The sequence below is a fragment of the Mycolicibacterium rhodesiae genome (assembly GCF_002086695.1).
Taxonomy (GTDB): Bacteria; Actinomycetota; Actinomycetes; order Mycobacteriales; family Mycobacteriaceae; genus Mycobacterium; species Mycobacterium rhodesiae.
The window spans coordinates 813,439-834,753 of sequence record NZ_MVIH01000001.1; the positions used below are offsets into that span (position 1 = coordinate 813,439).

The window sequence follows — 21,315 nt, forward strand, 5'->3', positions numbered from 1 at the left end:
TGCGCGGTCGCGCAACCCATAGCCGATACTGAGTGACGTGCCGCGGATCGGAGAGCCCCGGGCGCCGGCCCGCCCGGCGACCGATGACCAGGAGAATCGCCGTGGCGCCATTCTGTCCGCGGCCACGCGGCTGGGGCTGGCCCGAGAGATCGATCGCATTCAAGCGCAGGAGATCGCAGCCGATGCCGGCGTCGCATTGCGCACGCTCTACCGCTACTACCCGTCCAAGCATCATGTGTTCGCTGCGGTGCTCGACGACCAGGTGGCCCGGTTTCGTCCGCCGCCACCGAGCGGGGACGCCGCCGACGACATAGCCAATCTGATGGTGGCGGCCTGTCGGAATCTGTTGCGGCACAAGCATCTTGCCCACGCCATGATTACCTCGACGCAGATCGTGCGCGCGCAGGCAGATGCGCCCGACGATCCCAAGCTGCGCGAGTTCATCCTTGAGATCGCCGGTGTCGAGAACCCCACCGCCGAGCAGCTGCGCCGTTCCCGGCTCGTGCAGCAGGCCGCCTTCGGGATCCTGACGTGGACGGTCGGCGGGGCGTTGGGCCCCGAGGACGCGCTGGCCGACGTCGACGTGGCCTGCCGACTACTCGTCGGTGACGTCTTCTGACGCCGTCCGGCTCGCCAGCACCGAACCCGTCAGGATCAGTACCAGCCCGACGATGTGGAACCAGCTCAGCGGTTCGCGCAGCAGCGCCACCCCGGCTATCAGCGCGACTGCCGGATTGACGTAGGTGAACAGCAGCGCGCGGGTGGCTCCCACTTCTCTGATCAGCGCGAAGAACACCACGAACGCCAGCGCCGTACAAATACCGGCCAGAGTGGCGATGGCGGCATATCCGTGCGGTGTCAGCGTGTGCCGGGGCCAGGTCAGCGCCGCCGGGGTCAGATACACCAGGGCGGCCAAGCCCAGGCAGGCCGACGTGAGCGCGGGGCCGGGAACGTCGGCCAGGTACCGCGCGGCGATCAGCGGCGCGATCGCGTAACACGTCGCGGTCAGCAGCACCTCGATCACCGGCCAGGCGCCGCCGGCGGACAGTCCGGGCCCGGCCAGCACTGCCACGCCCGCCAGCCCGGCCCCGAGCCCGATCAACCGGGCAGGCCCGAGCCGCTCACCGCCGGTCAGCCGATCCAGAATCGCCGCGATGATGGGTGCGGCCGCGATCAGCAGCCCGGTCAGTGAGCTGGTCAGGTGTCGTTCGGCGTCCGACAGCAGCAGCCAGGCGGCGATCATCTCGAAGAACGCGAACCCCGCCACCGCTTTCCAGTGCCTGCGCAGCATTGCCCGGGCCTGGCGGGACAGCGCCAGGGGAAACAGCAGTACCGCGCCAACCGCGCATCGGGTGAACACCAGCACCGGGACCGACACCTCGTCGACGGCTACTTTGATCAGCAGATACGGGATGCCCCAGATGACGCTCATCGCGGCGAACAGGGCCCAGCCGCGCGCAGTCACGACGACCACATTACGAACGTGGTAAGTCTGGGGGCGTGTCCGACAGCCTGTTCGACGTGCCCGGTGACGCCGACGCCCGGGTCAGCTCGGCAGCGCCGACGTCCGCGCCGCTGGCAGTCCGGATGCGCCCGGCCAGCCTGGACGAGGTCGTCGGACAGGAGAACCTGCTGCGCCAGGGGTCCCCGCTGCGCCGCCTGGTCGAAGGCTCCGGCGCCGCGTCGGTGATCCTGTACGGGCCGCCCGGCACCGGCAAGACCACGCTCGCGTCGCTGGTCTCGCAGGCCACCGGGCGACGATTCGAGGCCCTGTCGGCGCTGAGCGCAGGCGTCAAGGAAGTGCGCGCCGTCATCGACAACGCCCGCCGCGCCGCGGCCTACGGCGAGCAGACCGTGCTGTTCATCGACGAAGTGCACCGGTTCTCCAAGACCCAGCAGGACGCCCTGCTCGCCGCCGTGGAGAACCGGATCGTGCTACTGGTGGCGGCCACCACCGAGAACCCGTCGTTCTCGGTGGTCGCGCCGCTGTTGTCGCGTTCCCTGATCCTGCAACTGCAGCCGCTGACCGCTGACAACATCCGCACCGTGGTGCTGCGCGCCATTGAAGACCCGCGGGGGCTGAACGGCGCAGTCACTGTCGACGACGACGCCGTCGACCTGGTGGTGCAGCTGTCGGCCGGCGACGCGCGACGGGCGCTGACCGCCCTGGAAGTCGCCGCCGAATCCGGTGAGCACGTCACCGTCGAGGTGATCGAACAATCCCTGGACAAAGCGGCTGTGCGCTACGACCGCGACGGCGATCAGCACTACGACGTCATCAGCGCGTTCATCAAGTCGATCCGCGGCTCGGACGTCGACGCCGCGCTGCACTATCTGGCGCGGATGCTGGTGGCGGGGGAGGACCCCCGCTTCCTGGCGCGCAGGCTGATGATCCTGGCCAGCGAGGACATCGGGATGGCCGACCCGACGGCGTTGCTGACGGCGGTCGCCGCCGCGCAGACCGTCGCGCTGATCGGCATGCCCGAGGCGCAGCTGACCCTCGCGCACGCGACCGTGCACCTGGCCACCGCGCCCAAATCGAACGCGGTCACCACCGCGCTCGGCGCCGCGATGAACGACATCCGCGGCGGCAAGGCCGGTTTGGTGCCGGCGCATCTACGCGACGGGCATTACGCCGGAGCGGCCAAACTCGGCAACGCGGTCGGGTACCGGTATCCGCACGACGACCCTGATGGCGTTGTGCCACAACAGTATCCACCCGACGAGGTGGTGGGCGTCGACTACTACAACCCGACGAGCCACGGTGCCGAGCGTGAGATCGCCAGCCGGTTGGACAAACTGCGCGCGATCATCCGGCGTAGGCGCTGAAGTCTTTGCGGCCCAGCGTGTAAGCGGAGCCGCCGCGACCAGAACCCTGACCCATCCGCAGGTAAACCGGTTGCAGTGGCTATGTCGTCGTGGGCGACCCAGGTGTTACAGGTTCCGCCGAAATGTGAGATAGATTCGCTTAGCCTCCCAAAGTGATTGCTGGACAGCAATTTTCATTGCGAGTTGTTTGTTTGGGGCCCGGCGGATGCGGCTATCTGTTCCTCGGGCGGGGATGGCCGATCGGTCCCTTCGGGGGCGGCGGTCACATACGAACCAGAAGATCTGGGGAGGAATCACCATGGAAATCAAAAAGATCGCGGCGAGCGCCGCAACGGCTGGTGTGCTCGGACTGGGGGGTCTGGGTCTCGGCATGGGTTTTGCACACGCCGACCCGCACGGCCCCGGTCCGCAGCCCATTCCGGGGCACTCAGAGAACAACGACAACCGCGGTCCCGGCCAGTGGCCGACGACGGTGACCGGTCCTGGCGTGAATGCCGGTACGCCGGGCAATCCGCTGCCTCCGGGACACGGTTTCCTGCCGCCTCCGGGCCATTACGGACCGATGCCCGCGGACAACGTCTACTACCCGGACGTCCCGTCGTGGGTGCTGAATCCGGTGCCGATTGATCAGCTGCCTGTGGGCATCCCGCCCGCACCGGAGCTGCCGGACTGGGTCAGCGACCTCCCCAACCCGGCCGACGCCAAGCTGGTGTTCAACACCGACCTCAATGCCTGGGGTATCTGGAACGGTGCATCCAGCACCTTCATCCGGCTCTAGCTGGGCGACGGGGCGGCCGTCTCACCTTTGGGTGCGGCGGCCGTCACCCGTTCCCTGATGCCGCGCAGCATCCCGCGTTCCATCACGAAATGCACGATGTCGAAGGCTGATTGACCGACCGGGGCACCGCTGCCGCGCACCAGCAGCCGGGTCCCTCCGTGGTGCGGCCGCAGACAGAACGCCCACGACCCGAACGCCTTCTCCCCGCGCTGTATCCGGTCGTAGTCGGCCGCCGACATCAGCACGAGATGAGAGTTGGGCTCGATCTGCGCGACCAGCTGTCGGGCCCGCTGGCCGTAGCGTTGAGCCAGCCACACCGTGTCGCCTACCTGAAGCTGCTGCCATTCCGGGTGTATGACGTCGGCGTTGTGGATCCGGGTGCCGACCAGACGCTCGAGAACGTCGTAACTGTAGAAACCGCCACGGTTCTCGCCGATCTGCACCAGCCACGGCCAGACGTCCTCGACCGCCGCGTCGATGGTGATCGCCCGGGTGGTGCGGACGCTCCCGGGTTCGACCAAGTCGTCGCCGGGAAGCTCGGCAGCGACCTCGGCATCGGTGGCGCCCCAGGCATACATCTTGGGTCGGAGCACCCAGCGGTAGACCGCGGCGATCCCGGCGGCCGCCATCCACGTGGCCAGTACCGGCCTCTGCTTGCTCATAGCCCACAACGTTGCCCCGTCCGACGGACCCGGGGCAGGGCCTTAAGTCCCGGGGTTGTCCTCTGGGTCTAGGCCAGTTCCGGGATCCGCAGCCGGGCGATCGCCAACTCGAACTCGCCGACGTCGAGCTGGTCGGCGCCCAGATCGCGGAGCAGTGCGGTCCGCAGCGACCGTGCCGCGTCGCGGCTGCGTTCCATCGCGTCCTGGCTGTCATACGTGGTCGACACCACGACGCGGCCGGTGGACCGATCACACATCATGCTCGTGCTGCAGAACCCGTCGAGCCGCTCGATCTCCGGCAGCACCGTCGTCTTGTAGAACTCCACAGCCTGGTCGAACTGATCGGGTCTGGCCTGTAGCCAGGTCGCCCGCACACAGGCACCCGCACCGGAGCGGTGGTCGCGATGCACGGCGGCGACCTCCCATTCGTCCACTGTGGCGGTGGCTCCGAGCATCCGGGCCGCCCGGTCGCGGAAAAGCCGGACCTCGTCGGCGCTGGAGTGCATGGCCGCGTCGTCCTCCCAGGCGGTGGTGACGATGCACCGGCCCGATTCGCGGTCGGCCAGAAGTGACATGCCGACACATCCGGTCATCCCTTGCAGTGCCGGCAGCACCGCGTCGCGGAAGACCGCGATTCCGCCGTCGATGGATTCCGGGCGCGCGGCAAACGTGGTAGAGCGTGCGTGCACTTCTCCACCCCTTCGACTCGGGGCAGCGCCCCGGTGGCGCCACCGGCACTGTTCACCTTCCTCCCCCCGATATGAGCTGACAATGGTTTCGGCCTGGTCGCCTAGGCTGGAATCCGTGGACACCGACGTGCTCGACATCGACAGCTCGCGGCGCCGGATTGTCGACCTGACCGACCAGGTGCGGTCGTTCTGCCGCGGCCGCGGTGACGGACTGTGCAACGTGTTCGTGCCGCACGCCACCGCCGGCCTCGCCGTCATCGAGACCGGGGCGGGCTCGGATCACGATCTGCTCGACACCCTCGATCGGCTGCTGCCGCGCGACGACCGCTACCGCCACTCGCACGGTTCGCCGGGGCACGGCGCCGACCATGTGCTGCCGGCGATCGTCGCGCCCTCGGTGACGATTCCGGTGACCGACGGCACACCGCTGCTGGGCACCTGGCAGAGCATCGTGCTGGTCGACTTGAACCAAGACAATCCGCGACGATCGGTCCGGCTGAGCTTCGTCGGCGGCTGACCCGACGTCGCCCGGTAATGTGGTGCGGTCGAAGCGTCCGTCGAGCCGCACCCCGAGCGCAAGGAAACCCAGTGCAGACACACGAGATCAGGAAGCGATTCCTGGATCACTTCGTGCAAGCGGGCCACACCGAGGTACCGAGTGCCTCGGTGATCCTCGACGATCCGAACCTGTTGTTCGTCAATGCGGGCATGGTGCAGTTCGTACCGTTCTTCCTCGGGCAGCGCACTCCGCCGTATGACACGGCCACCAGCATCCAGAAATGCATCCGTACCCCCGACATCGACGAGGTGGGCATCACCACCCGCCACAACACTTTTTTCCAGATGGCGGGCAACTTCTCATTCGGCGACTACTTCAAGCGCCGCGCGATCGAGCTGGCCTGGTCGCTGCTGACCAAGCCGGTCGAGCAGGGCGGTTACGGGTTCGACCCGGAGCGGCTGTGGGCGACGGTCTTCTACGACGACGACGAGGCCGAGCAGCTCTGGCAGGAGGTCGCCGGACTGCCGCCGGAACGTATCCAACGCCGCGGCATGGCCGACAACTACTGGTCGATGGGCATCCCCGGCCCGTGCGGTCCGTGCTCGGAGATCTACTACGACCGCGGCCCCGAGTACGGCGTCGAGGGTGGCCCGGAAGCCGACGAGAACCGCTACATCGAGATCTGGAATCTCGTGTTCATGCAGAACGAGCGCGGCGAAGGAACGTCCAAGGACGATTTCGAGATCCTGGGCCCCCTGCCGCGCAAGAACATCGATACCGGCATGGGTGTCGAGCGCATCGCCTGCCTGCTGCAGAACGTCGACAACGTTTACGAGACCGACCTGCTGAAGCCGGTCATCGACATCGTCAGCGGCTGGGCCCCGCGCGGTTACGGCCAGGGCTCGCACTCCGACGACGTCCGCTACCGGGTGATCGCCGACCACAGCCGCACCGCGGCGATCATCATCGGCGACGGTGTCACCCCCGGTAACGAAGGTCGCGGCTACGTGCTGCGCCGGCTGCTGCGCCGCATCATCCGGGCGGCCAAGCTGCTCGGGGTGGAGCGGCCGATCATGGCCGACCTGATGGTGACCGTCCGCGACGCGATGGGCCCGTCCTACCCGGAACTGGTCACCGACTTCGACCGGATCCAGCGCATCGCCGTGGCCGAGGAGACCGCGTTCAACCGGACGCTTGCGTCGGGGTCGAAGCTGTTCGAGGAAGCCGCCGCCGCCACGAAGTCGGCAGGCAAGACCGTGCTGGGCGGCTCCGAGGCGTTCACCCTGCACGACACCTACGGCTTCCCGATCGAGCTCACGCTGGAAATGGCGGCCGAGGCGGACCTCAGCGTCGACGAGCTCGGCTTCCGCGAGCTGATGGCTGAGCAACGCCGCCGCGCCAAGGCCGATGCCGCGGCTCGCAAGCACGCACATGCCGACCTGTCGGCGTTCCGCGAGCTGGTCGACGCCGGGCCGACGGAGTTCACCGGGTTCGACGAATTGACTTCTGAGGCAAGAATTCTCGGGATCTTCGTCGACGGTAAGCGGGTGCCGGTGGTCGCGCACGGCGGTCGCGAGCAGGCTGCCGAGCGCGTCGAGATCGTCCTGGATCGCACCCCCCTGTACGCCGAGTCCGGCGGGCAGATCGCCGACGCCGGTTGGATCAGCGCCGGCGGCGCGGCCAAGGCCGCGGTCACCGATGTGCAGAAGATCGCCAAAACCCTGTGGGTGCACCGGGTCAACGTCGAATCCGGCGAGTTCGTCGAGGGTGACACCGTCACCGCCGCCGTCGACCCGGAATGGCGCCGCGGCGCCACCCAGGGCCACTCCGGCACCCACATGGTGCACGCCGCGTTGCGACAGGTGTTGGGGCCCAACGCCGTTCAGGCCGGTTCGCTGAACCGTCCGGGTTATCTGAGGTTCGACTTCAACTACCAGGGCGCGTTGAGCGACGAGCAGCGCGCGCAGGTCGAGGAAGTCACCAACGAGGCCGTGCAGGCCGACTTCGAGGTGCACACCTTCAACGAGAAGCTGGAGAAAGCCAAGGCGATGGGCGCCATGGCGATGTTCGGCGAGTCCTACCCCGACGAGGTGCGGGTGGTCGAGATCGGCGGGCCGTTCTCGCTGGAACTCTGCGGCGGCACCCACGTGCACAACTCGGCGCAGATCGGTCCGGTCACGATCCTGGGCGAGTCGTCGGTCGGCTCCGGGGTGCGCCGCGTCGAGGCCTACGTCGGCCTGGACTCGTTCCGCCACCTCGCCAAGGAACGGGCGCTGATGGCCGGTCTGGCGTCCTCACTCAAGGTGCCCTCCGATGAGGTGCCGGCCCGGGTGGCCACCCTCGTCGAGAAGCTCAAGGCCGCCGAGAAGGAACTCGACCGGGTTCGGCTGGCCACCGCACGCGCCGCCGCGTCGAACGCCGCCGCGGGCGCCGAGCAGGTGGGTAAGGTCCGTCTCGTGGCGCAGCGGATGTCGGCCGGGATGAACGCCGGTGACCTGCGCTCCCTGGTCGGTGACATCCGCGGCAAGATGGGCTCGGAGCCCGGCGTCGTAGTGCTCATCAGCGAGGGTGACGACGGTGCCGTGCCGTTCGTCGTGGCCACCAACCCGGCCGCACAGGACGCCGGGTTGCGCGCCAACGAACTCATCAAGCAGATCTCGTCGGCAGTCGACGGGCGAGGCGGCGGCAAGGCCGATCTGGCGCAGGGATCCGGCAAGAATCCGGCCGGAATCGATGCGGCACTGGGGGCGGTTCGCGCAGAGATCGCGCGGAGCTAGCGTCCGTGCTCTCCGCACAGAACCGTGTGCCTGACCGGCCCGGCGCAGACGATCCCGGGCGCGGGCGACGGCTCGGCATCGATGTGGGCACAGTGCGCATCGGAGTGGCGGTCAGCGACCCTGACGGCATCCTGGCCACTCCGGTGGAAACGGTGCGCCGCGAGCGGACCGGCAAGCATCTGCGCCGGCTGAGCGCACTGGTCTCCGAACACGACATCGTCGAGGTGGTGGTCGGATTGCCGCGCACGCTGGCGGACCGGGCCGGGACGTCGGCGCAGGACGCGGTCGAGGTGGCCGATGCGCTGGCCGAGCGGATCGTGCCGGTGCCGGTCCGGCTGGCCGACGAACGATTGACGACGGTGGTCGCCCAGCGGTCGCTGCGGGAAGCGGGCGTGCGCGCCAAGGCTCAACGCGGCGTCATCGACCAGGCGGCCGCGGTGGGGATCCTGCAGGGCTGGCTCGACCAGCGCCGGAACGCCTCGGAGGGGCACAGCGAAGCGACCCGGGAAACGACGAGCGCCGGGAGCGACGATGTCTGACGGCTATGACGACCGGTCCGGTCCGGTGGCGGTCGGTCGGCCCCGGCGCAAGCTGAGCCGCCTCGAGCGTGTGCGTGCCAAGCGAAACCGTAACCGCCGCAGGATGATCGGCGCCGCGGCCGCCGCCCTGCTGGTGGTGGTCATGGTGGCGGCGGTGTACTTGGGTGCCAAGCTGTTCAGCGGGGACAGCGGCTATGCCGGCGAGGGCAAGGATGACGTCGTCATCCAGGTGCACGACGGTGACTCCACCACCCAGATCGGTCAGACGCTGCGCGACAAGAACGTCATCTCCAACATCAAGGGATTCGTCGACGCGGCCAAGAACAACGCCTCGATCGCCGCCATTCAGCCGGGCTTCTACACGGTGCGAACCGAGATGTCGGCGTCCGCGGCGGTTGATCGACTGGCTGACCCGAAGAATCGGGTGGGCAAGCTGGTGATCCCCGAGGGCAGGCAACTCGACGACATCGCCGAGGTCGGCTCGGGCAAGGTCACCGACGGCATCTTCACCCTGATCTCGAAGTCCACCTGCATCCCGGCGAACGGTCAGCAGAAGTGTGTCGCCGCCGAGGACCTGCGCCGCGCGGCCGAGCAGGCGCCGGCAGCGCAGTTGAACGTGCCGGAGTGGGCGGCGCAGCCGGTGACCGCGCTGGGCCAGAATCATCGCCGGCTCGAAGGGCTGATCGCCCCGGGCACCTGGAACGTCGATCCCTCGGCATCCCCGCAGGAGATCCTGGCCAAGCTGATCGGGCAGAGCGCCGACCACTACGTCGCCGTCGGACTGCTGGACACCGCGGCGGCGATGCGCCTGTCGCCGTATCAGATCCTGATCGTCGGCTCACTGGTGCAGCGCGAGGCCAAGCCCCATGATTTCGCCAAGGTCGCCAGGGTGATCTACAACCGGCTGGCGGTGCCGCAGAAGCTGGAATTCGATTCGACGGTGAACTATCAGCTGGACCGCCAGGAAGTCGCCACCACCGACGGCGACCGCGCGCAGCTCACGCCGTGGAACACCTACGCCATGGAAGGCCTGCCGGCCACGCCGATCTGCTCGCCCGGCCAGGACGCGCTGGCGGCGGCCGAGCGCCCCGAGCCCGGGGACTGGCTCTACTTCGTGACGGTGGACACCGAGGGCACCACACTGTTCACCCGGGACTACCAGCAGCACCTGGCGAATATCGATCTGGCACGACGCAACGGCGTGCTCGACTCCGCACGCTAGTCATGAAAGCCGCAGTCCTCGGCTCGCCGGTCGCGCACTCCAAGTCGCCGCAGCTGCACCTGGCCGCGTACCGGGCGCTGGGCCTGACCGACTGGACCTACGAGCGCATCGAATGCACGGCCGCCGAATTGCCAGGACTGGTGCGAGGTTTCGGTCCGGAATGGGTCGGGTTGTCGGTGACGATGCCGGGCAAGTTCGCCGCGCTCGCAGTCGCCGACGAGCACACTGAACGCGCGGATCTGGTCGGCTCGGCCAACACCCTTGTGCACACCGGTCGCGGCTGGCGCGCGGACAACACCGATATCGACGGGGTCGCCGGTGCGCTGGGCCACGTCCGGCATCTGCGGCGCGCCATCGTGCTGGGCTCGGGCGGAACCGCGCCCGCAGCGGTGGTGGCGCTGGCCGACCTCGGCGTCACCGAGGTCACCGTCGTCGCCCGCAATCGTGACAAGGCGTCCCGGCTGCTGGATCTGGGCCGTGCGGTCGAGGTCACCGTGGAGTTTTGCGACTTGGCCGACGCCGGCCTGCCGGCAGTGGTAGCCAGTTCCGATGTCTTGGTGAGCACCATTCCCGCCGACGCCGCGGCCGCCTATGCCGGGGTGTTCGCCGGCGTGCCGGTGTTGCTGGACGCGATTTACGATCCGTGGCCCACCCCGCTGGCCGCAGCCGTGCTGGACAGCGGCGGTGAGGTGATCAGCGGTGTGCAGATGCTGCTGAACCAGGCGTTCAGTCAGGTCGAACAATTCACAGGCCGGCCTGCGCCGCGAGAGCAGATGGCGGCCGCACTGGGCTAACGTCCGCCCATGCGCGCTGTAGTGATCGGGATCGTGCTGCTGTGGGCGATGGCGTTGACGGTGTTCGACGTGCGCCACCGGCGGCTGCCCAACTCCCTGACACTGCCCGGAGCGGCCGTGGTGGTGGCTGGTGCTCTGGCGTGTGGTCGTGGGTTACCCGCGCTGGCAGGCGCATTGGCGTTGGCCGCGCTCTATCTGGTTGTGCACCTTGCGGTTCCGAATGGACTGGGCGCCGGTGATGTGAAGTTGGCGCTGGGTGTCGGGGGACTGACGGGCGCTTTCGGATCCGACGTATGGCTGCTTGCCGCTCTGGGTGCGCCGGTGCTGACGGCTGTGCTGGCGATCGCGGTGGCCGTGCGGGAGCCCTCGGCGAGCGTGCCGCACGGTCCGTCGATGTGTCTGGCGAGCCTGGCCGCCGCGGCGCTGGTGGTGTTTTGACGCCGACGATGGACCTCGAGTGTGGGCCTCATGCACCGAAATGAGCGAATTTCTGTGCACAACACCCACAGTCAAGGGGGTGGGGGATTAGCCTGCGTCACTGCCGGACGACGCGGCGTCGCTGAGCAGCTGGCGCAGCCGGTCCAGCGGGTCGCCGCCACCCAGTTGGTGGGGCGGCGACGACGGGGCTCCGGGACTGGGCAGCCGGTCGGGTGCGATATCGGACAATCCCTGGCCCGACGGCCCGAGTGCCGGCGGCGGTGTATCGGAATCTGCCGGTGCCGCACCGGCCGGCGGCGGCGGGGGTGGTGGCGGTGCGGCATCCGGCCTGGCCGGCGGCGGTGGAACCGATTCCAGTGCAGCAATTTTCGCTGTGAGGCGGGCATCTGCGTCCGCGCGGACCGTTCGCCGATCAGGCTGCGGATCGTCGTTGCCGGCGAAGCAGCCCGCGGGTGCCTCGGCGACGAGGCTCAGCGCGCTGCGATAACGTTCCCCGGCCGCCGCGGTCCGGCCAGCCGCTGCCGCGACGTCGCCCTGCGTCTCGCGCACCAGCTCCAGGTTGACGCGCACCGCGCAGGACTGTCCGCCGGCCAGCGCACGGGAGAACTCGGTATCGGCCTCGGCGAGGCGCCCCTCCAGAACCGCTGCAGAACCGCGGGCGAACGGCGCCTTCGCGGGCTCGATGACATTGAGCACGCCGAGCGTGGAAGCATCCGCGTGAAGCGCCGCACCATCGCCACGGTGGAAATGCGACACCGCCGAGTTGCCCACCACCACAACAGAAATCATCTTGACCGCCGCCACCACCGCCAGCAGCACCACCGGCGCCGACCACAGCAGCAGCCGCCGGCGTAACCGGAGCCGGCCGGCCGTCACCGCGCCTCCCGCCGCGATGTGCGGTTTCGCCGGAACTCCCGCACCGTCAGATAGATCTCGGGTAGCAGCAGTACGGCGGCCAGCAACGCGAAGAACCAATACAGCTCGACGCGCTCGGGAACCGGGGTGGACGACAGGGACGCCGCCTCGGTGGCACCCTCCGGCTGCAGTGCGGGCAGGGCGCGGGTCACCGGCTGAGCGGGGTCTCGATGGACATACTGCACACCGAGTTGGTCTGCGACACGGCGTAATCGCTCCTCGTCGAGACCGGAGATCACCGGGCCCCCGGAGCGGGCATCGGACAGATAGGTCAGCGCACCGTCGACGTAAGCGCCCGGAATCGGCCCGCCTGCGGCGGTGCCATAGCCGAACACCGCGCCGCCGGACACCCGGTCGCCGGCCTCGAAACTGCCCTGTGGCGCCGTCGACCCGCCGGCGCCCTCACCGAGGTAGAACACCAGGTTCCGTGCGCCGGGGTATTGCTGAGCTGCTTGGATGAGTTGGTAGCGAAGCGGATTGGCGGCCGCCCCAGCGTCTACCTGAGCGGCGGCGTCCGGGGGCACGCTCACGTACGGGGACAGGCCCGCGATCGCCGCCTTGAGACTCCAGACGTCCTCGGACAGCGGCCATACGATTTCCGGGTCGGAGGCGAACCCGATCACCGCATACCGTGCCTTCGGGTAGGTGTCGACGATCGCGGCCATGTCGGTGCGGATGCCGGACATCCGCGTCGCCCCGCCGTAGTCGGCGACCCGGGAGTCCACCGAGCGATCCACGACGAAGAACACGTTGGTGTTCGCTCCCTGGCTGACGGCGGCCGCATCGCGACCGGGTTGGGACTGGGCGGGCGTCTCGATGCCCGGGCGCGCGGCCGCGACGACGAGCAGCAGCATCGCCACTGTGGTTGCCCCCCAGCGCAACAGCACCGCTCGTCGATGCTCACCCGGGTGGGCCAGGACCGTCGACAGCGTGACTGCCCTGGCGCCGACGATGACGGCCGCGAGCACCAGCAGTACGGCGATCGGCAGCACGGGATGCACGGTCATCGGCGCGCCACCACCAAGGCCACGCCCAGCAGGGCGGCGGCGGCCAGCCCGGTGATGAGCAGCGGGCCGGGCTCGTCGGGCAGTTGTCCGCTGATCCGCGCGCCGCCGGGCAGCACCACCGGTGCGGGGTTGGCGGCAATCGCCTCGAGATCATCGGGCAGGGTGGGATCCGATCCGCCGGGCCCGGCGGCGTGATAGCGGAAGAACCGACCGCCGGTGCGTCCGGTGAGCGTGGTGAGCTCGGCGTCCCCGCGCTGGGCGGCATCGCTGACATCCACCCGGGCGATGGCGTTCACCTGGATGCCTGCCTTGGCTGCCATGTCGGACACCTGCTGCTCGCTGAACAGGGTGCGTCCGTCACCGGGCCCGAATGTGCTGGGCCCCAGGTAGATCAGTGACCGGCGGTGACTGGTGGGTTCGGTGCCGAAACCGGTCATGCACAACGCGAGGGTGTCCCGCAGACTTGGCGCATAGTCGGTGTAGTTCACCGACTTGGTGAACTGTGCGGCCTGCTGCGGAGTCGGTGCGGCGTAGTCGCCGAGGCGTTGGGCGGCGTACTGGTAGTCACGGGTCAGCGGCAGCACCCGTACCGTCGGGGAGGTCAAGCCAATCCGCTGGGCATCGAACGTCGGTGCCTGCCGGGCGAAGTGATCGAGGAACTGCGCGGTGGTGCCGTCGGTGACCGGCGCTGCGACGCACAGCATCACGTCCTCGGGGTGCAGCGCATCGAACTCCCGCCCCGATCCCGACGGCCGGGCGGCGGTCACCGCGGCGGTCAGAAACAGGACCACCAGCAGCCCGATCGTCGTTGCCGCCAGCATGATTTCGCGCCGCCGGATCCGGGCGTACTCGGGCAGCGCGGTCAGCCTGTCGACGTGGGCCAGCGGCCGCAACGCCCGGTCGGCTGTCGCCGTCGGCAGGGCCAGGGCGAGCACCACGCAGACGGCCAGGCATGCCACCCCCGCCGCGGCGATCGGCCACCATCTCAGATCCACGAGCGGATCAACTCCTCGGCCTGCGCGCCCAACCGGTCAGGGTCGGCGTCGGTACCGGCGTCGAATCGGGCGTCGCGCAACGCCGCGATCAGCGGGGCGGCCGGTGCCAGCGTCCCTGCCGCGATCTCGTCGACGTGCAGATATTGCGCCCGCACCCCGGTCGCCTGATGCAGGAAGCTGCGCACGGTGTGGCTCATCTGGTCGTAGGCCTGCGCATCGGACAGCTCGCCGCGGCGGCGCAACTCGATGATGTGGCGGATGCCGCCGGCGAAGCGCCGCCGCGTCAACCGGGCATGCAGATCGCCGAGCGCGGGCAGTTCGCGTAGCCGGTCGTTGGGCAGAGTCACAACGAAAACTGCTGCATACCATACGATCACGACTACGATCAGGACGATCGCGAGCCACAGCCACCACGACGAGTACGGGGTCGGCCCGCCGACAAAGCGCAAGAGGTCACCCGGCACGGGCGAACACCTCTGCCATGGCGGTGAGCCGCGATCGGATCTCGTCGCTGCGTCCGATCGCGGTGAACGGGACGGCGTGGGTGGTCAGAAACGCCTCGAGCCGGGCCCGCCGACGTTTCTCGGCGCGCCGGTAGGCCACCTCGACCCGGCGGCCCAGCCGCGATCGGCTGGGCACCACCGCACCCGTGGCGACGTCATAGCCGTCGCTGTCACCGCTGACGGCGGGCATGTCGGACACAAAGACCCACAGCACGTCGTGGCGGGCGACCAGTCGGGCGGTGACCTCGTCGAGGCCGGCGGTCACGTCAGGTTCGTCGGACACCACGACCAACAACATTCGGCGACGGTAATGCGTTGCCACATAGCGCAATTGGTCTTCGATGCTGCTCGGTCCAGGGCTGGTCGTGGTGTGCCGGTAGAAGTGGTCGAGCATGCTCTCGATATGCGTCTCGCCGCGGCCCGCCCGAATGCTCACACACCCCCTGGCGTCCCCGTAGACCATCCCGATCTCGTCCGAGCGGCCCAGCGTGATCAACCCGAAGGCACCTAGGATCGCCTCGGCCACATCGCGTTTGGTCTCACCGCCGGCAGCCAGTGCGGTCATGTTCCGGCCGGCGTCGGCAACCAGCAGGATCTTGTGATGCTTCTCGGAAACGAAGCGCTTGATCAGCACGGTGCCCGATCGCGCGGTGGCCTTCCAGTCGATGTCGCGGACGTCATCGCCCGGCACATAGGGGCGCAGGTCGTCGAACTCCATGCTGCGGGTGTGCAGCAGCGCATACCGGCCGCCTTCGAGGAGCCCGCGGGTGTCAGTGCCGAAGAACCGCTTGGCCCGGTTGAGATGTTGACCCATGCCTTCAGGGCACTCGGACCGCGTGCAGGATCGCGTCGATCACCGTGTCGGAGGTGACGCCGGTGGCCGCCGCCTCGAAGCCGAGAATCAGCCGGTGCCGCAGGATGCGGTGCGCGAGCTTGGCGATGTCGTCGGGGATGACGTGGCTGCGCCCGGACAGCACCGCCAGCGCGCGGGCGGCCCGGCAGAACGCGATCGTGGCACGCGGACTGGCGCCGTACTCGACCAGCCGGGCCAGCTTGGGCTCCAGATACACCTGCGGATTGCGGCTGACTGCGACCAGTTCACTGGCGTAGCGCATCAGCGCCGGATCCATCTGCACTCCGCGCACCACCCGCTGCAGAGAGCGGATGTCATCGAGGCCGACCACCGCGCCGCGGCGACGGTCCTTGTCGAACAGCCCGGCGTCCATCCGGTGGATCATCTCGACCTCTTCGGCCACCGACGGGTAGGCCACGACGTCCTTGAGCATGAACCGGTCGGTCTGCGCCTCCGACAGCGGATAGGTGCCCTCCTGGTCGACGGGGTTCTGGGTGGCGACCACCAGGAACGGTTCGTCGATGGGGTAGACGGTGCCCGCGATGGTGGTCTGGCGTTCCTCCATCGCCTCCAGCATCGCGCTCTGGGTCTTGGCGCTGGACCGGTTGATCTCGTCGAGCAGCACGATGTTGGTGTGCACCGGGCCGAGCTGGGTGACGAACCGGTTGGTCGCGGCCTCATACACCTGGGTGCCGATGATGTCGCTGGGCAGCAGGTCCGGGGTGCACTGGATGCGGTGGAAGCCGCCGTGAATGGATTCTGCGATCACCCGCGCGGCGGTGGTCTTCGCCAGCCCCGGCACGCTCTCGATCAGCACGTGGCCACCGGCGGCCAGTCCGATGAGCAGCGATTCCCGCAGGTTGTCCTGCCCGACCACGGTCGCGGAAAACGCGGCCGACACCGCGTCCACGGTGCGGCGGGCCTGGTCGAGGGAAGGTGGATCAGTCTGCAGTCGAGCGGTGGTCATCAAGTCCTTTCACCGACTAGGCGATTCGGGTGTCGTCATCCGCCGGGGCCGGGAGGGGCCCGCCGAACGGGAAGTCCTCTTCACCGTATTCATCCCCTTCTGGCTCGGGCTCCGTTACGTCGCCGGCGTCGGTGATGTCGGGAGCGAAATTCTCTGGCACCAGCATGGGTGCGACGACGGCCGATTCCTCGCTGCTCTGCTCCCGGCGCAGGTCCGCGGCGACGAGCCCCAGCCCGGCCAACGCCAACACAATCACTCCCGCGGCGGCCCAGACGCTGCCGCTGATCAGAGCCACCAGGAACATCACGCAGCCGGCTGCGGCGACGATGACCGCGTTGCGCATGATGTCCTCCCGAATGGCGGGTTACCCGCTGGTTGCGCGACGAACACCCCGGCGGTGGGAAAGCAGATTGGGTCTGCCGTGACCGACGTGGGAAGATGGGACGCGTGTTGCGATGGACGACCGCCGGTGAATCTCACGGCCGCGCGCTGGTAGCCGTGGTGGAAGGCATGGTCGCCGGTGTCGGCGTGACCTCGGCCGACATCGCCGAGCAGCTGGCCCGCCGGCGCCTGGGCTACGGCCGTGGCGCCCGGATGAAGTTCGAACAGGACCAGGTCACCGTGCTCGCCGGGGTGCGCCACGGCGAAACGCTGGGCGGCCCGATCGCCATCGAAATCGGCAACACCGAGTGGCCGAAGTGGGAAACCGTGATGGCGTCCGACCCGGTCGCCGCCGAAGATCTTGATGTCGCGCGCAACGCGCCCCTGACCCGTCCCCGGCCCGGTCACGCTGATTTCGCCGGCATGCTCAAGTACGGCTTCGACGACGCCCGCCCAGTGCTGGAGCGTGCCAGCGCCCGCGAGACCGCCGCCCGCGTCGCGGCCGGCACCTTGGCCCGGTCGTTCCTGCGCCAGGCTCTTGGCGTCGAGGTGCTCTCCCACGTCATCTCGATCGGGGCGTCGGCGCCCTACGACGGACCGCCGCCGGCCGCCGGCGATCTGGACCGCATCGACCAGAGCCCGGTCCGTGCATCCGACTCCGACGCCGAAGCCGACATGATCGCCCAGATCGAAGCGGCCAAACGCGACGGCGACACCCTCGGTGGCGTCGTCGAGGTCGTCGTCCACGGCCTTCCGATCGGGCTCGGCTCGTTCACCAGCGGTGAGAACCGGCTGGACAGCCAGCTTGCGGCCGCGGTGATGGGGATCCAGGCCATCAAGGGTGTCGAGATCGGCGACGGTTTCGAGACCGCGCGCCGCCGCGGCAGCCAGGCCCACGACGAGATGTACCCCGGGCCCGACGGTGTGGTGCGCTCCACGAACCGGGCCGGCGGGCTCGAAGGCGGGATGACCAACGGACTTCCGCTGCGGGTGCGCGCGGCGATGAAGCCGATCTCCACCGTGCCCCGGGCGCTGGCCACCGTCGACATGGCCACCGGTGACGAGGCTGTGGCGATCCACCAGCGTTCCGACGTGTGCGCGGTGCCCGCCGCCGCCGTCGTCGTCGAGACCATGGTCGCCCTGGTGCTGGCGCGCGCGGTGCTGGAGAAGTTCGGTGGTGACTCGCTGCAGGAGACCCGCCGCAACGTCGAGAGCTACCTGCAGGCTGTGGCCGAGCGTATGCCGGCCGAGACGCAGGATTCGCCTGTGCGGGCGTCGGGATAGCACGATGGCGCCGAAGGCCGTGCTGATCGGATTGCCCGGCTCCGGGAAGTCGACCATCGGGCGGCGCTTGGCCAAGGCGATGGGGGTGGCGATGCTGGACACCGACGTCGCCATCGAGGAAAAGACCGGCCGCACCGTGGCCGACATCTTCGCTAACGACGGCGAGCAGGAATTCCGCCGCATCGAAGAAGAGGTCATTCGCGACGCCCTGGCCACCCACGACGGCGTGCTGTCGCTGGGCGGCGGCGCGGTCACCACTCCCGGGGTGCGTGACGCACTGGCCGGGCACACGGTGGTGTTCCTGGAGATCAGCGCCGCCGAGGGTGTGCGACGCACCAGCGGCAGTACGGTGCGCCCGCTGCTGGCCGGGCCCGACCACGCCGAGAAGTACCGCACCTTGATGAACGAGCGGGTGCCGATCTACCGGCGGGTCGCCACGATCCGGATCAACACCAATCGCCGCAATCCCGGTGCCGTTGTGCGCCATATCATTTCGCGACTCGAGAATCCGCAGCCGCCGCGCCGGCGCAGACCGCCGTGGCGGCGATCGTCGTCGACGTCCGAAAAAGGTTCCGCCCCAACGCCACCGGATGACCCGGTGGAGTCCACCCCGGTCACGCCCGCCACCCCGGCGGCGCTGGCCGCTCGCCGCGCCGGAGTTCGCAAATGACTGAGCCCTCATCGCCGGTGACCATCGAGGTCGCCGTCGATCCGCCTTATCCGGTGATCGTGGGGACCGGCCTGCTCGGCGAGCTCGGTGAGCTGCTCGGTGGCCGGCACAAGGTGGCGATCCTGCATCAGCCGACGCTGGCCCAGACCGCCGAGGCCATCCGAGCGCATCTGGCCGACAAGGGTGTCGACGCTCACCGCATCGAGATTCCCGACGCCGAGGCAGGCAAGGACCTGCCGGTCGTCGGATACATCTGGGAAGTCTTGGGCCGCATCGGGATCGGCCGCAAGGATGCGCTTGTCAGCCTCGGCGGCGGTGCGGCGACGGACGTGGCCGGCTTCGCCGCGGCGACGTGGCTGCGCGGTGTCGACATCGTCCACGTGCCGACCACCCTGCTGGCGATGGTCGACGCCGCGGTTGGCGGGAAGACCGGGATCAACACCGAGGCGGGCAAGAACCTGGTCGGTTCCTTCCATCAGCCTGCCGGTGTGCTGGTCGACCTGGCGATGCTGGAGACGTTGCCGCGCAACGAACTCGTCGCAGGCATGGCCGAGATCGTCAAGGCGGGCTTCATCTCCGACCCGAAGATCTTGGACCTCATCGAGGCCGACCCGCAGGCCGCGGTCGATCCGACCGGCCCGGTGTTGGCTGAGCTGATCCGGCGGTCGATCGCCGTCAAGGCCGAGGTGGTGGCCGCCGACGAGAAAGAGTCGGCGCTACGCGAAATCCTCAACTACGGGCACACATTGGGTCACGCCATCGAACGTCGCGAGCGGTACAAGTGGCGCCACGGCGCGGCCGTCTCGGTGGGCCTGGTGTTCGCCGCCGAGTTGGGCCGGCTGGCCGGGCGGCTCGACGACGACACCGCGGCCCGGCACCGCTCGGTGCTGACCGCGCTGGGCCTACCGGTGAGCTACGACGCCGACGCCCTGCCCGAACTCGTCGAGAGCATGGCCGGCGACAAGAAGACCCGCTCGGGGGTGCTGCGCTTCGTGGTGCTCGACGGGCTGGCCAAGCCGGGGCGGCTGGAAGGCCCGGACCCGGCGCTGCTGGCGGCGGCCTATGCGGAGGTGGCGCGATGAGCCCCTCGGGCGAAGAGGAGACGACACTGTGACAACGGTTTTGGTGCTCAACGGCCCCAACCTGGACCGGCTCGGCCGCCGCGAACCCGAAATTTACGGCAGCACAAGCTATGACGACCTCGTCACCCTGGTCGAGACGCAGGCAACCGAACTCGGACTCACCGCGGTGGTGCGCCAGAGCAACAGCGAAGGCCAGCTGCTGGACTGGCTGCACGCGGCCGCCGACGCCGGTGACCCGGTGATCCTCAATGCCGGCGCGCTGACCCACACCTCGATCGCGCTGCGCGATGCGTGTGCCGAACTGACGGCTCCGCTGATCGAAGTGCACATCTCCAACGTGCATGCGCGCGAAGAGTTCCGGCATCACTCGTACCTGAGCGGGGTGGCGACCGGCGTGATCGTCGGGCTGGGCGTGCAGGGGTACCTGCTGGCGCTGCGCTACCTGGCCACCCTGGACGCCACGCCCGACCAGCCGTGAACACCAGGCTGGCGTTGGGCGGGGCCCGCGTCACACGCGTCGTCGAAACTCACATCCAGATGCGGACGTCGCTGTTCGCCGACACCCCGGCGCAGGCCTGGGACGACAACGCGGACCTGCTGGAGCCGCACTTCTGGGATCGTGGCGCCGAGCAGTGGCGCATCGCGATGCAGTCCTGGGTGGTGGAGGTCGACGGTCTGATCGTGGTGGTCGACACCGGGGTGGGCAACGACCGCGACCGGCCGCACATGCCGCCCCTGGATCATCTCTCGACCGACTTCCTCACCGCGTTCACCGCGGCCGGCTTCGACCCGGCCGATGTCGACATCGTGGTCAACACCCACCTGCACACCGATCATGTCGGCTGGAACACCCAGCTGGTCGACGGGCGCTGGGTGCCGACGTTCCCCAACGCCCGCTACGTGATGCCCGAGGCCGACTATCGCTTCTTCGGTCCCGGAGGAGACGGCGAGAACGACGGCATGCGAACAGTGTTGGCCGACAGTGTGATTCCGGTGACCGACCAGATCCAGCTGTGGTCGGACGACCTGTTGCTCAGCGATTCGCTGCACCTGCGCCCGGCGGCCGGGCACACGCCCGGATCGTCGGTGCTGTGGCTCGACGCGGGCAGCCCCGCCGTGTTCGTCGGCGACCTGACGCACTGCCCGATCCAGATCCGCAGGCCGAACGACGCCTGCGCGTTCGACGTCGACCCGGCCGCGGCACGCGTCATCCGACGTCGGGTGTTCGCCGAGGCAGCGCAGGCGCACGCGACGGTCTTCCCCGCGCACTACCCCGGACATGGGGGACCGGTGCTGGTCGCGCGTGGCGACGGGTTCGATGTCAGCGGCTGGGCGGCGCTGGACGCCATCTAGTTGTACTGACCTGAGAGGTTAGGTACGCGGGTGGCGGGTGGTTGGCCGCCGAGTGCGGTGTGGCCGCGATGGTGATTG

General features: G+C 68.9%; 24 protein-coding genes. 14 read left to right on the plus strand and 10 right to left on the minus strand.

Annotation, left to right across the window (positions count from 1 at the left end):
• Positions 1-37 precede the first annotated feature (37 nt).
• Complete coding sequence (locus BST42_RS03930; RefSeq protein ID WP_083117179.1) at positions 38-619, plus strand: TetR/AcrR family transcriptional regulator; 582 nt, start codon at positions 38-40, stop codon at positions 617-619.
• On the opposite strand, the gene BST42_RS03935 is transcribed toward BST42_RS03930, so the two are convergent.
• A complete protein-coding gene (locus BST42_RS03935) occupies positions 596-1,465 on the minus strand; it encodes a DMT family transporter (RefSeq protein ID WP_083117300.1) in 870 nt (289 codons plus the stop codon). The two genes, BST42_RS03930 and BST42_RS03935, sit on opposite strands and share 24 nt — an antisense overlap.
• Positions 1,466-1,500: 35 nt before the next feature.
• Here BST42_RS03935 and BST42_RS03940 point away from each other — a divergent pair, with 35 nt between their 5' ends.
• Together BST42_RS03940 and BST42_RS03945 are read left to right on the plus strand one after the other, a co-directional pair.
• Entirely contained in the window at positions 1,501-2,829 is a 1,329-nt protein-coding gene (locus BST42_RS03940) for a replication-associated recombination protein A (RefSeq protein ID WP_083117180.1), read from the plus strand.
• A 298-nt stretch (positions 2,830-3,127) separates the two neighbouring features.
• Complete coding sequence (locus BST42_RS03945; RefSeq protein WP_083117181.1) at positions 3,128-3,607, plus strand: hypothetical protein; 480 nt, start codon at positions 3,128-3,130, stop codon at positions 3,605-3,607.
• Here the strand turns inward: BST42_RS03945 and BST42_RS03950 are convergent.
• Both BST42_RS03950 and BST42_RS03955 read right to left on the minus strand, forming a co-directional pair.
• On the minus strand, positions 3,604-4,269 hold the full coding sequence (locus tag BST42_RS03950; RefSeq protein WP_083117182.1) for a hypothetical protein: 666 nt from the start codon (positions 4,267-4,269) through the stop codon (positions 3,604-3,606). The two genes, BST42_RS03945 and BST42_RS03950, sit on opposite strands and share 4 nt — an antisense overlap.
• A 68-nt stretch (positions 4,270-4,337) precedes the next feature.
• Entirely contained in the window at positions 4,338-4,958 is a 621-nt protein-coding gene (locus tag BST42_RS03955; protein WP_083117183.1) for an antibiotic biosynthesis monooxygenase, read from the minus strand.
• A gap of 115 nt (positions 4,959-5,073) precedes the next feature.
• On the opposite strand from BST42_RS03955, the gene BST42_RS03960 reads away from it, so the two are divergent.
• From BST42_RS03960 to BST42_RS03985, 6 genes are all read left to right on the plus strand, one after another.
• Positions 5,074-5,475 (plus strand): secondary thiamine-phosphate synthase enzyme YjbQ, encoded by a 402-nt coding sequence (locus tag BST42_RS03960; RefSeq protein WP_083117184.1) that lies wholly within the window; start codon positions 5,074-5,076, stop codon positions 5,473-5,475.
• Between the two features lie 71 nt (positions 5,476-5,546).
• The gene (alaS, locus tag BST42_RS03965; RefSeq protein WP_083117185.1) at positions 5,547-8,234 is read left to right on the plus strand and encodes an alanine--tRNA ligase; all 2,688 of its coding nucleotides are present in this window, start codon (positions 5,547-5,549) and stop codon (positions 8,232-8,234) included.
• A gap of 5 nt (positions 8,235-8,239) precedes the next feature.
• Positions 8,240-8,773 (plus strand): Holliday junction resolvase RuvX, encoded by a 534-nt coding sequence (gene ruvX / locus BST42_RS03970; protein WP_083117186.1) that lies wholly within the window; start codon positions 8,240-8,242, stop codon positions 8,771-8,773.
• Entirely contained in the window at positions 8,766-9,995 is a 1,230-nt protein-coding gene (locus BST42_RS03975) for an endolytic transglycosylase MltG (protein WP_083117187.1), read from the plus strand. The genes ruvX and BST42_RS03975 overlap by 8 nt, the downstream gene beginning before the upstream one ends.
• A gap of 2 nt (positions 9,996-9,997) precedes the next feature.
• Positions 9,998-10,789 carry a shikimate dehydrogenase gene (locus tag BST42_RS03980; protein WP_083117188.1) on the plus strand — a complete coding sequence of 264 codons (792 nt, stop codon included), beginning with the start codon at positions 9,998-10,000 and terminating at the stop codon, positions 10,787-10,789.
• Positions 10,790-10,798: 9 nt separating this feature from the next.
• Positions 10,799-11,227: a prepilin peptidase gene (locus tag BST42_RS03985; protein ID WP_083117189.1), complete on the plus strand. Its 429-nt coding sequence runs from the start codon at positions 10,799-10,801 to the stop codon at positions 11,225-11,227.
• Between the two features lie 87 nt (positions 11,228-11,314).
• On the opposite strand, the gene BST42_RS03990 is transcribed toward BST42_RS03985, so the two are convergent.
• The 7 genes from BST42_RS03990 to BST42_RS04020 form a co-directional block, all read right to left on the minus strand.
• Complete coding sequence (locus BST42_RS03990) at positions 11,315-12,103, minus strand: hypothetical protein (protein ID WP_237159198.1); 789 nt, start codon at positions 12,101-12,103, stop codon at positions 11,315-11,317.
• Positions 12,100-13,149 carry a vWA domain-containing protein gene (locus BST42_RS03995; RefSeq protein ID WP_083117190.1) on the minus strand — a complete coding sequence of 350 codons (1,050 nt, stop codon included), beginning with the start codon at positions 13,147-13,149 and terminating at the stop codon, positions 12,100-12,102. The genes BST42_RS03990 and BST42_RS03995 overlap by 4 nt, the downstream gene beginning before the upstream one ends.
• Positions 13,146-14,144, minus strand: a complete 999-nt coding sequence (locus tag BST42_RS04000; RefSeq protein WP_083117191.1) for a hypothetical protein — start codon at positions 14,142-14,144, stop codon at positions 13,146-13,148. Before BST42_RS04000 ends, BST42_RS03995 begins: the two co-directional genes overlap by 4 nt.
• Positions 14,135-14,491: a hypothetical protein gene (locus BST42_RS04005; protein WP_308207480.1), complete on the minus strand. Its 357-nt coding sequence runs from the start codon at positions 14,489-14,491 to the stop codon at positions 14,135-14,137. The genes BST42_RS04000 and BST42_RS04005 overlap by 10 nt, the downstream gene beginning before the upstream one ends.
• 106 nt (positions 14,492-14,597) lie before the next feature.
• On the minus strand, positions 14,598-15,461 hold the full coding sequence (locus BST42_RS04010) for a DUF58 domain-containing protein (RefSeq protein ID WP_083117193.1): 864 nt from the start codon (positions 15,459-15,461) through the stop codon (positions 14,598-14,600).
• A 4-nt stretch (positions 15,462-15,465) separates the two neighbouring features.
• Positions 15,466-16,467 (minus strand): AAA family ATPase, encoded by a 1,002-nt coding sequence (locus tag BST42_RS04015; RefSeq protein ID WP_083117194.1) that lies wholly within the window; start codon positions 16,465-16,467, stop codon positions 15,466-15,468.
• Positions 16,468-16,483: 16 nt separating this feature from the next.
• The gene (locus BST42_RS04020) at positions 16,484-16,810 is read right to left on the minus strand and encodes a hypothetical protein (protein WP_083117195.1); all 327 of its coding nucleotides are present in this window, start codon (positions 16,808-16,810) and stop codon (positions 16,484-16,486) included.
• Positions 16,811-16,914: 104 nt separating this feature from the next.
• Between BST42_RS04020 and aroC the strand changes: the two genes are divergently transcribed.
• The 5 genes from aroC to BST42_RS04045 are packed head-to-tail and all read left to right on the plus strand — an operon-like array spanning position 16,915 to position 21,237.
• Complete coding sequence (aroC, locus tag BST42_RS04025; protein WP_207569431.1) at positions 16,915-18,132, plus strand: chorismate synthase; 1,218 nt, start codon at positions 16,915-16,917, stop codon at positions 18,130-18,132.
• 4 nt (positions 18,133-18,136) lie between these two features.
• The gene (locus BST42_RS04030) at positions 18,137-18,802 is read left to right on the plus strand and encodes a shikimate kinase (protein WP_083117197.1); all 666 of its coding nucleotides are present in this window, start codon (positions 18,137-18,139) and stop codon (positions 18,800-18,802) included.
• A complete protein-coding gene (aroB, locus tag BST42_RS04035; RefSeq protein WP_083117198.1) occupies positions 18,799-19,884 on the plus strand; it encodes a 3-dehydroquinate synthase in 1,086 nt (361 codons plus the stop codon). Before BST42_RS04030 ends, aroB begins: the two co-directional genes overlap by 4 nt.
• Before the next feature lie 28 nt (positions 19,885-19,912).
• Positions 19,913-20,362, plus strand: a complete 450-nt coding sequence (gene aroQ / locus BST42_RS04040; RefSeq protein WP_435406001.1) for a type II 3-dehydroquinate dehydratase — start codon at positions 19,913-19,915, stop codon at positions 20,360-20,362.
• The gene (locus BST42_RS04045; protein ID WP_110918441.1) at positions 20,359-21,237 is read left to right on the plus strand and encodes an MBL fold metallo-hydrolase; all 879 of its coding nucleotides are present in this window, start codon (positions 20,359-20,361) and stop codon (positions 21,235-21,237) included. Before aroQ ends, BST42_RS04045 begins: the two co-directional genes overlap by 4 nt.
• Positions 21,238-21,315 lie beyond the last annotated feature (78 nt).

Bases quoted from the DNA above. Each gene is read 5' to 3' on its own strand.
- BST42_RS03945 (WP_083117181.1), top strand. From the start codon at position 3,128: ATGGAAATCAAAAAGATCGCGGCGAGCGCCGCAACGGCTGGTGTGCTC.
- BST42_RS03950 (WP_083117182.1), bottom strand. From the start codon at position 4,269: ATGAGCAAGCAGAGGCCGGTACTGGCCACGTGGATGGCGGCCGCCGGG.
- BST42_RS03975 (WP_083117187.1), top strand. From the start codon at position 8,766: ATGTCTGACGGCTATGACGACCGGTCCGGTCCGGTGGCGGTCGGTCGG.
- BST42_RS03980 (WP_083117188.1), top strand. From the start codon at position 9,998: ATGAAAGCCGCAGTCCTCGGCTCGCCGGTCGCGCACTCCAAGTCGCCG.
- BST42_RS03985 (WP_083117189.1), top strand. From the start codon at position 10,799: ATGCGCGCTGTAGTGATCGGGATCGTGCTGCTGTGGGCGATGGCGTTG.
- BST42_RS03995 (WP_083117190.1), bottom strand. From the start codon at position 13,149: ATGACCGTGCATCCCGTGCTGCCGATCGCCGTACTGCTGGTGCTCGCG.
- BST42_RS04010 (WP_083117193.1), bottom strand. From the start codon at position 15,461: ATGGGTCAACATCTCAACCGGGCCAAGCGGTTCTTCGGCACTGACACC.
- BST42_RS04015 (WP_083117194.1), bottom strand. From the start codon at position 16,467: ATGACCACCGCTCGACTGCAGACTGATCCACCTTCCCTCGACCAGGCC.
- BST42_RS04020 (WP_083117195.1), bottom strand. From the start codon at position 16,810: ATGCGCAACGCGGTCATCGTCGCCGCAGCCGGCTGCGTGATGTTCCTG.
- BST42_RS04030 (WP_083117197.1), top strand. From the start codon at position 18,137: ATGGCGCCGAAGGCCGTGCTGATCGGATTGCCCGGCTCCGGGAAGTCG.
- aroB (WP_083117198.1), top strand. From the start codon at position 18,799: ATGACTGAGCCCTCATCGCCGGTGACCATCGAGGTCGCCGTCGATCCG.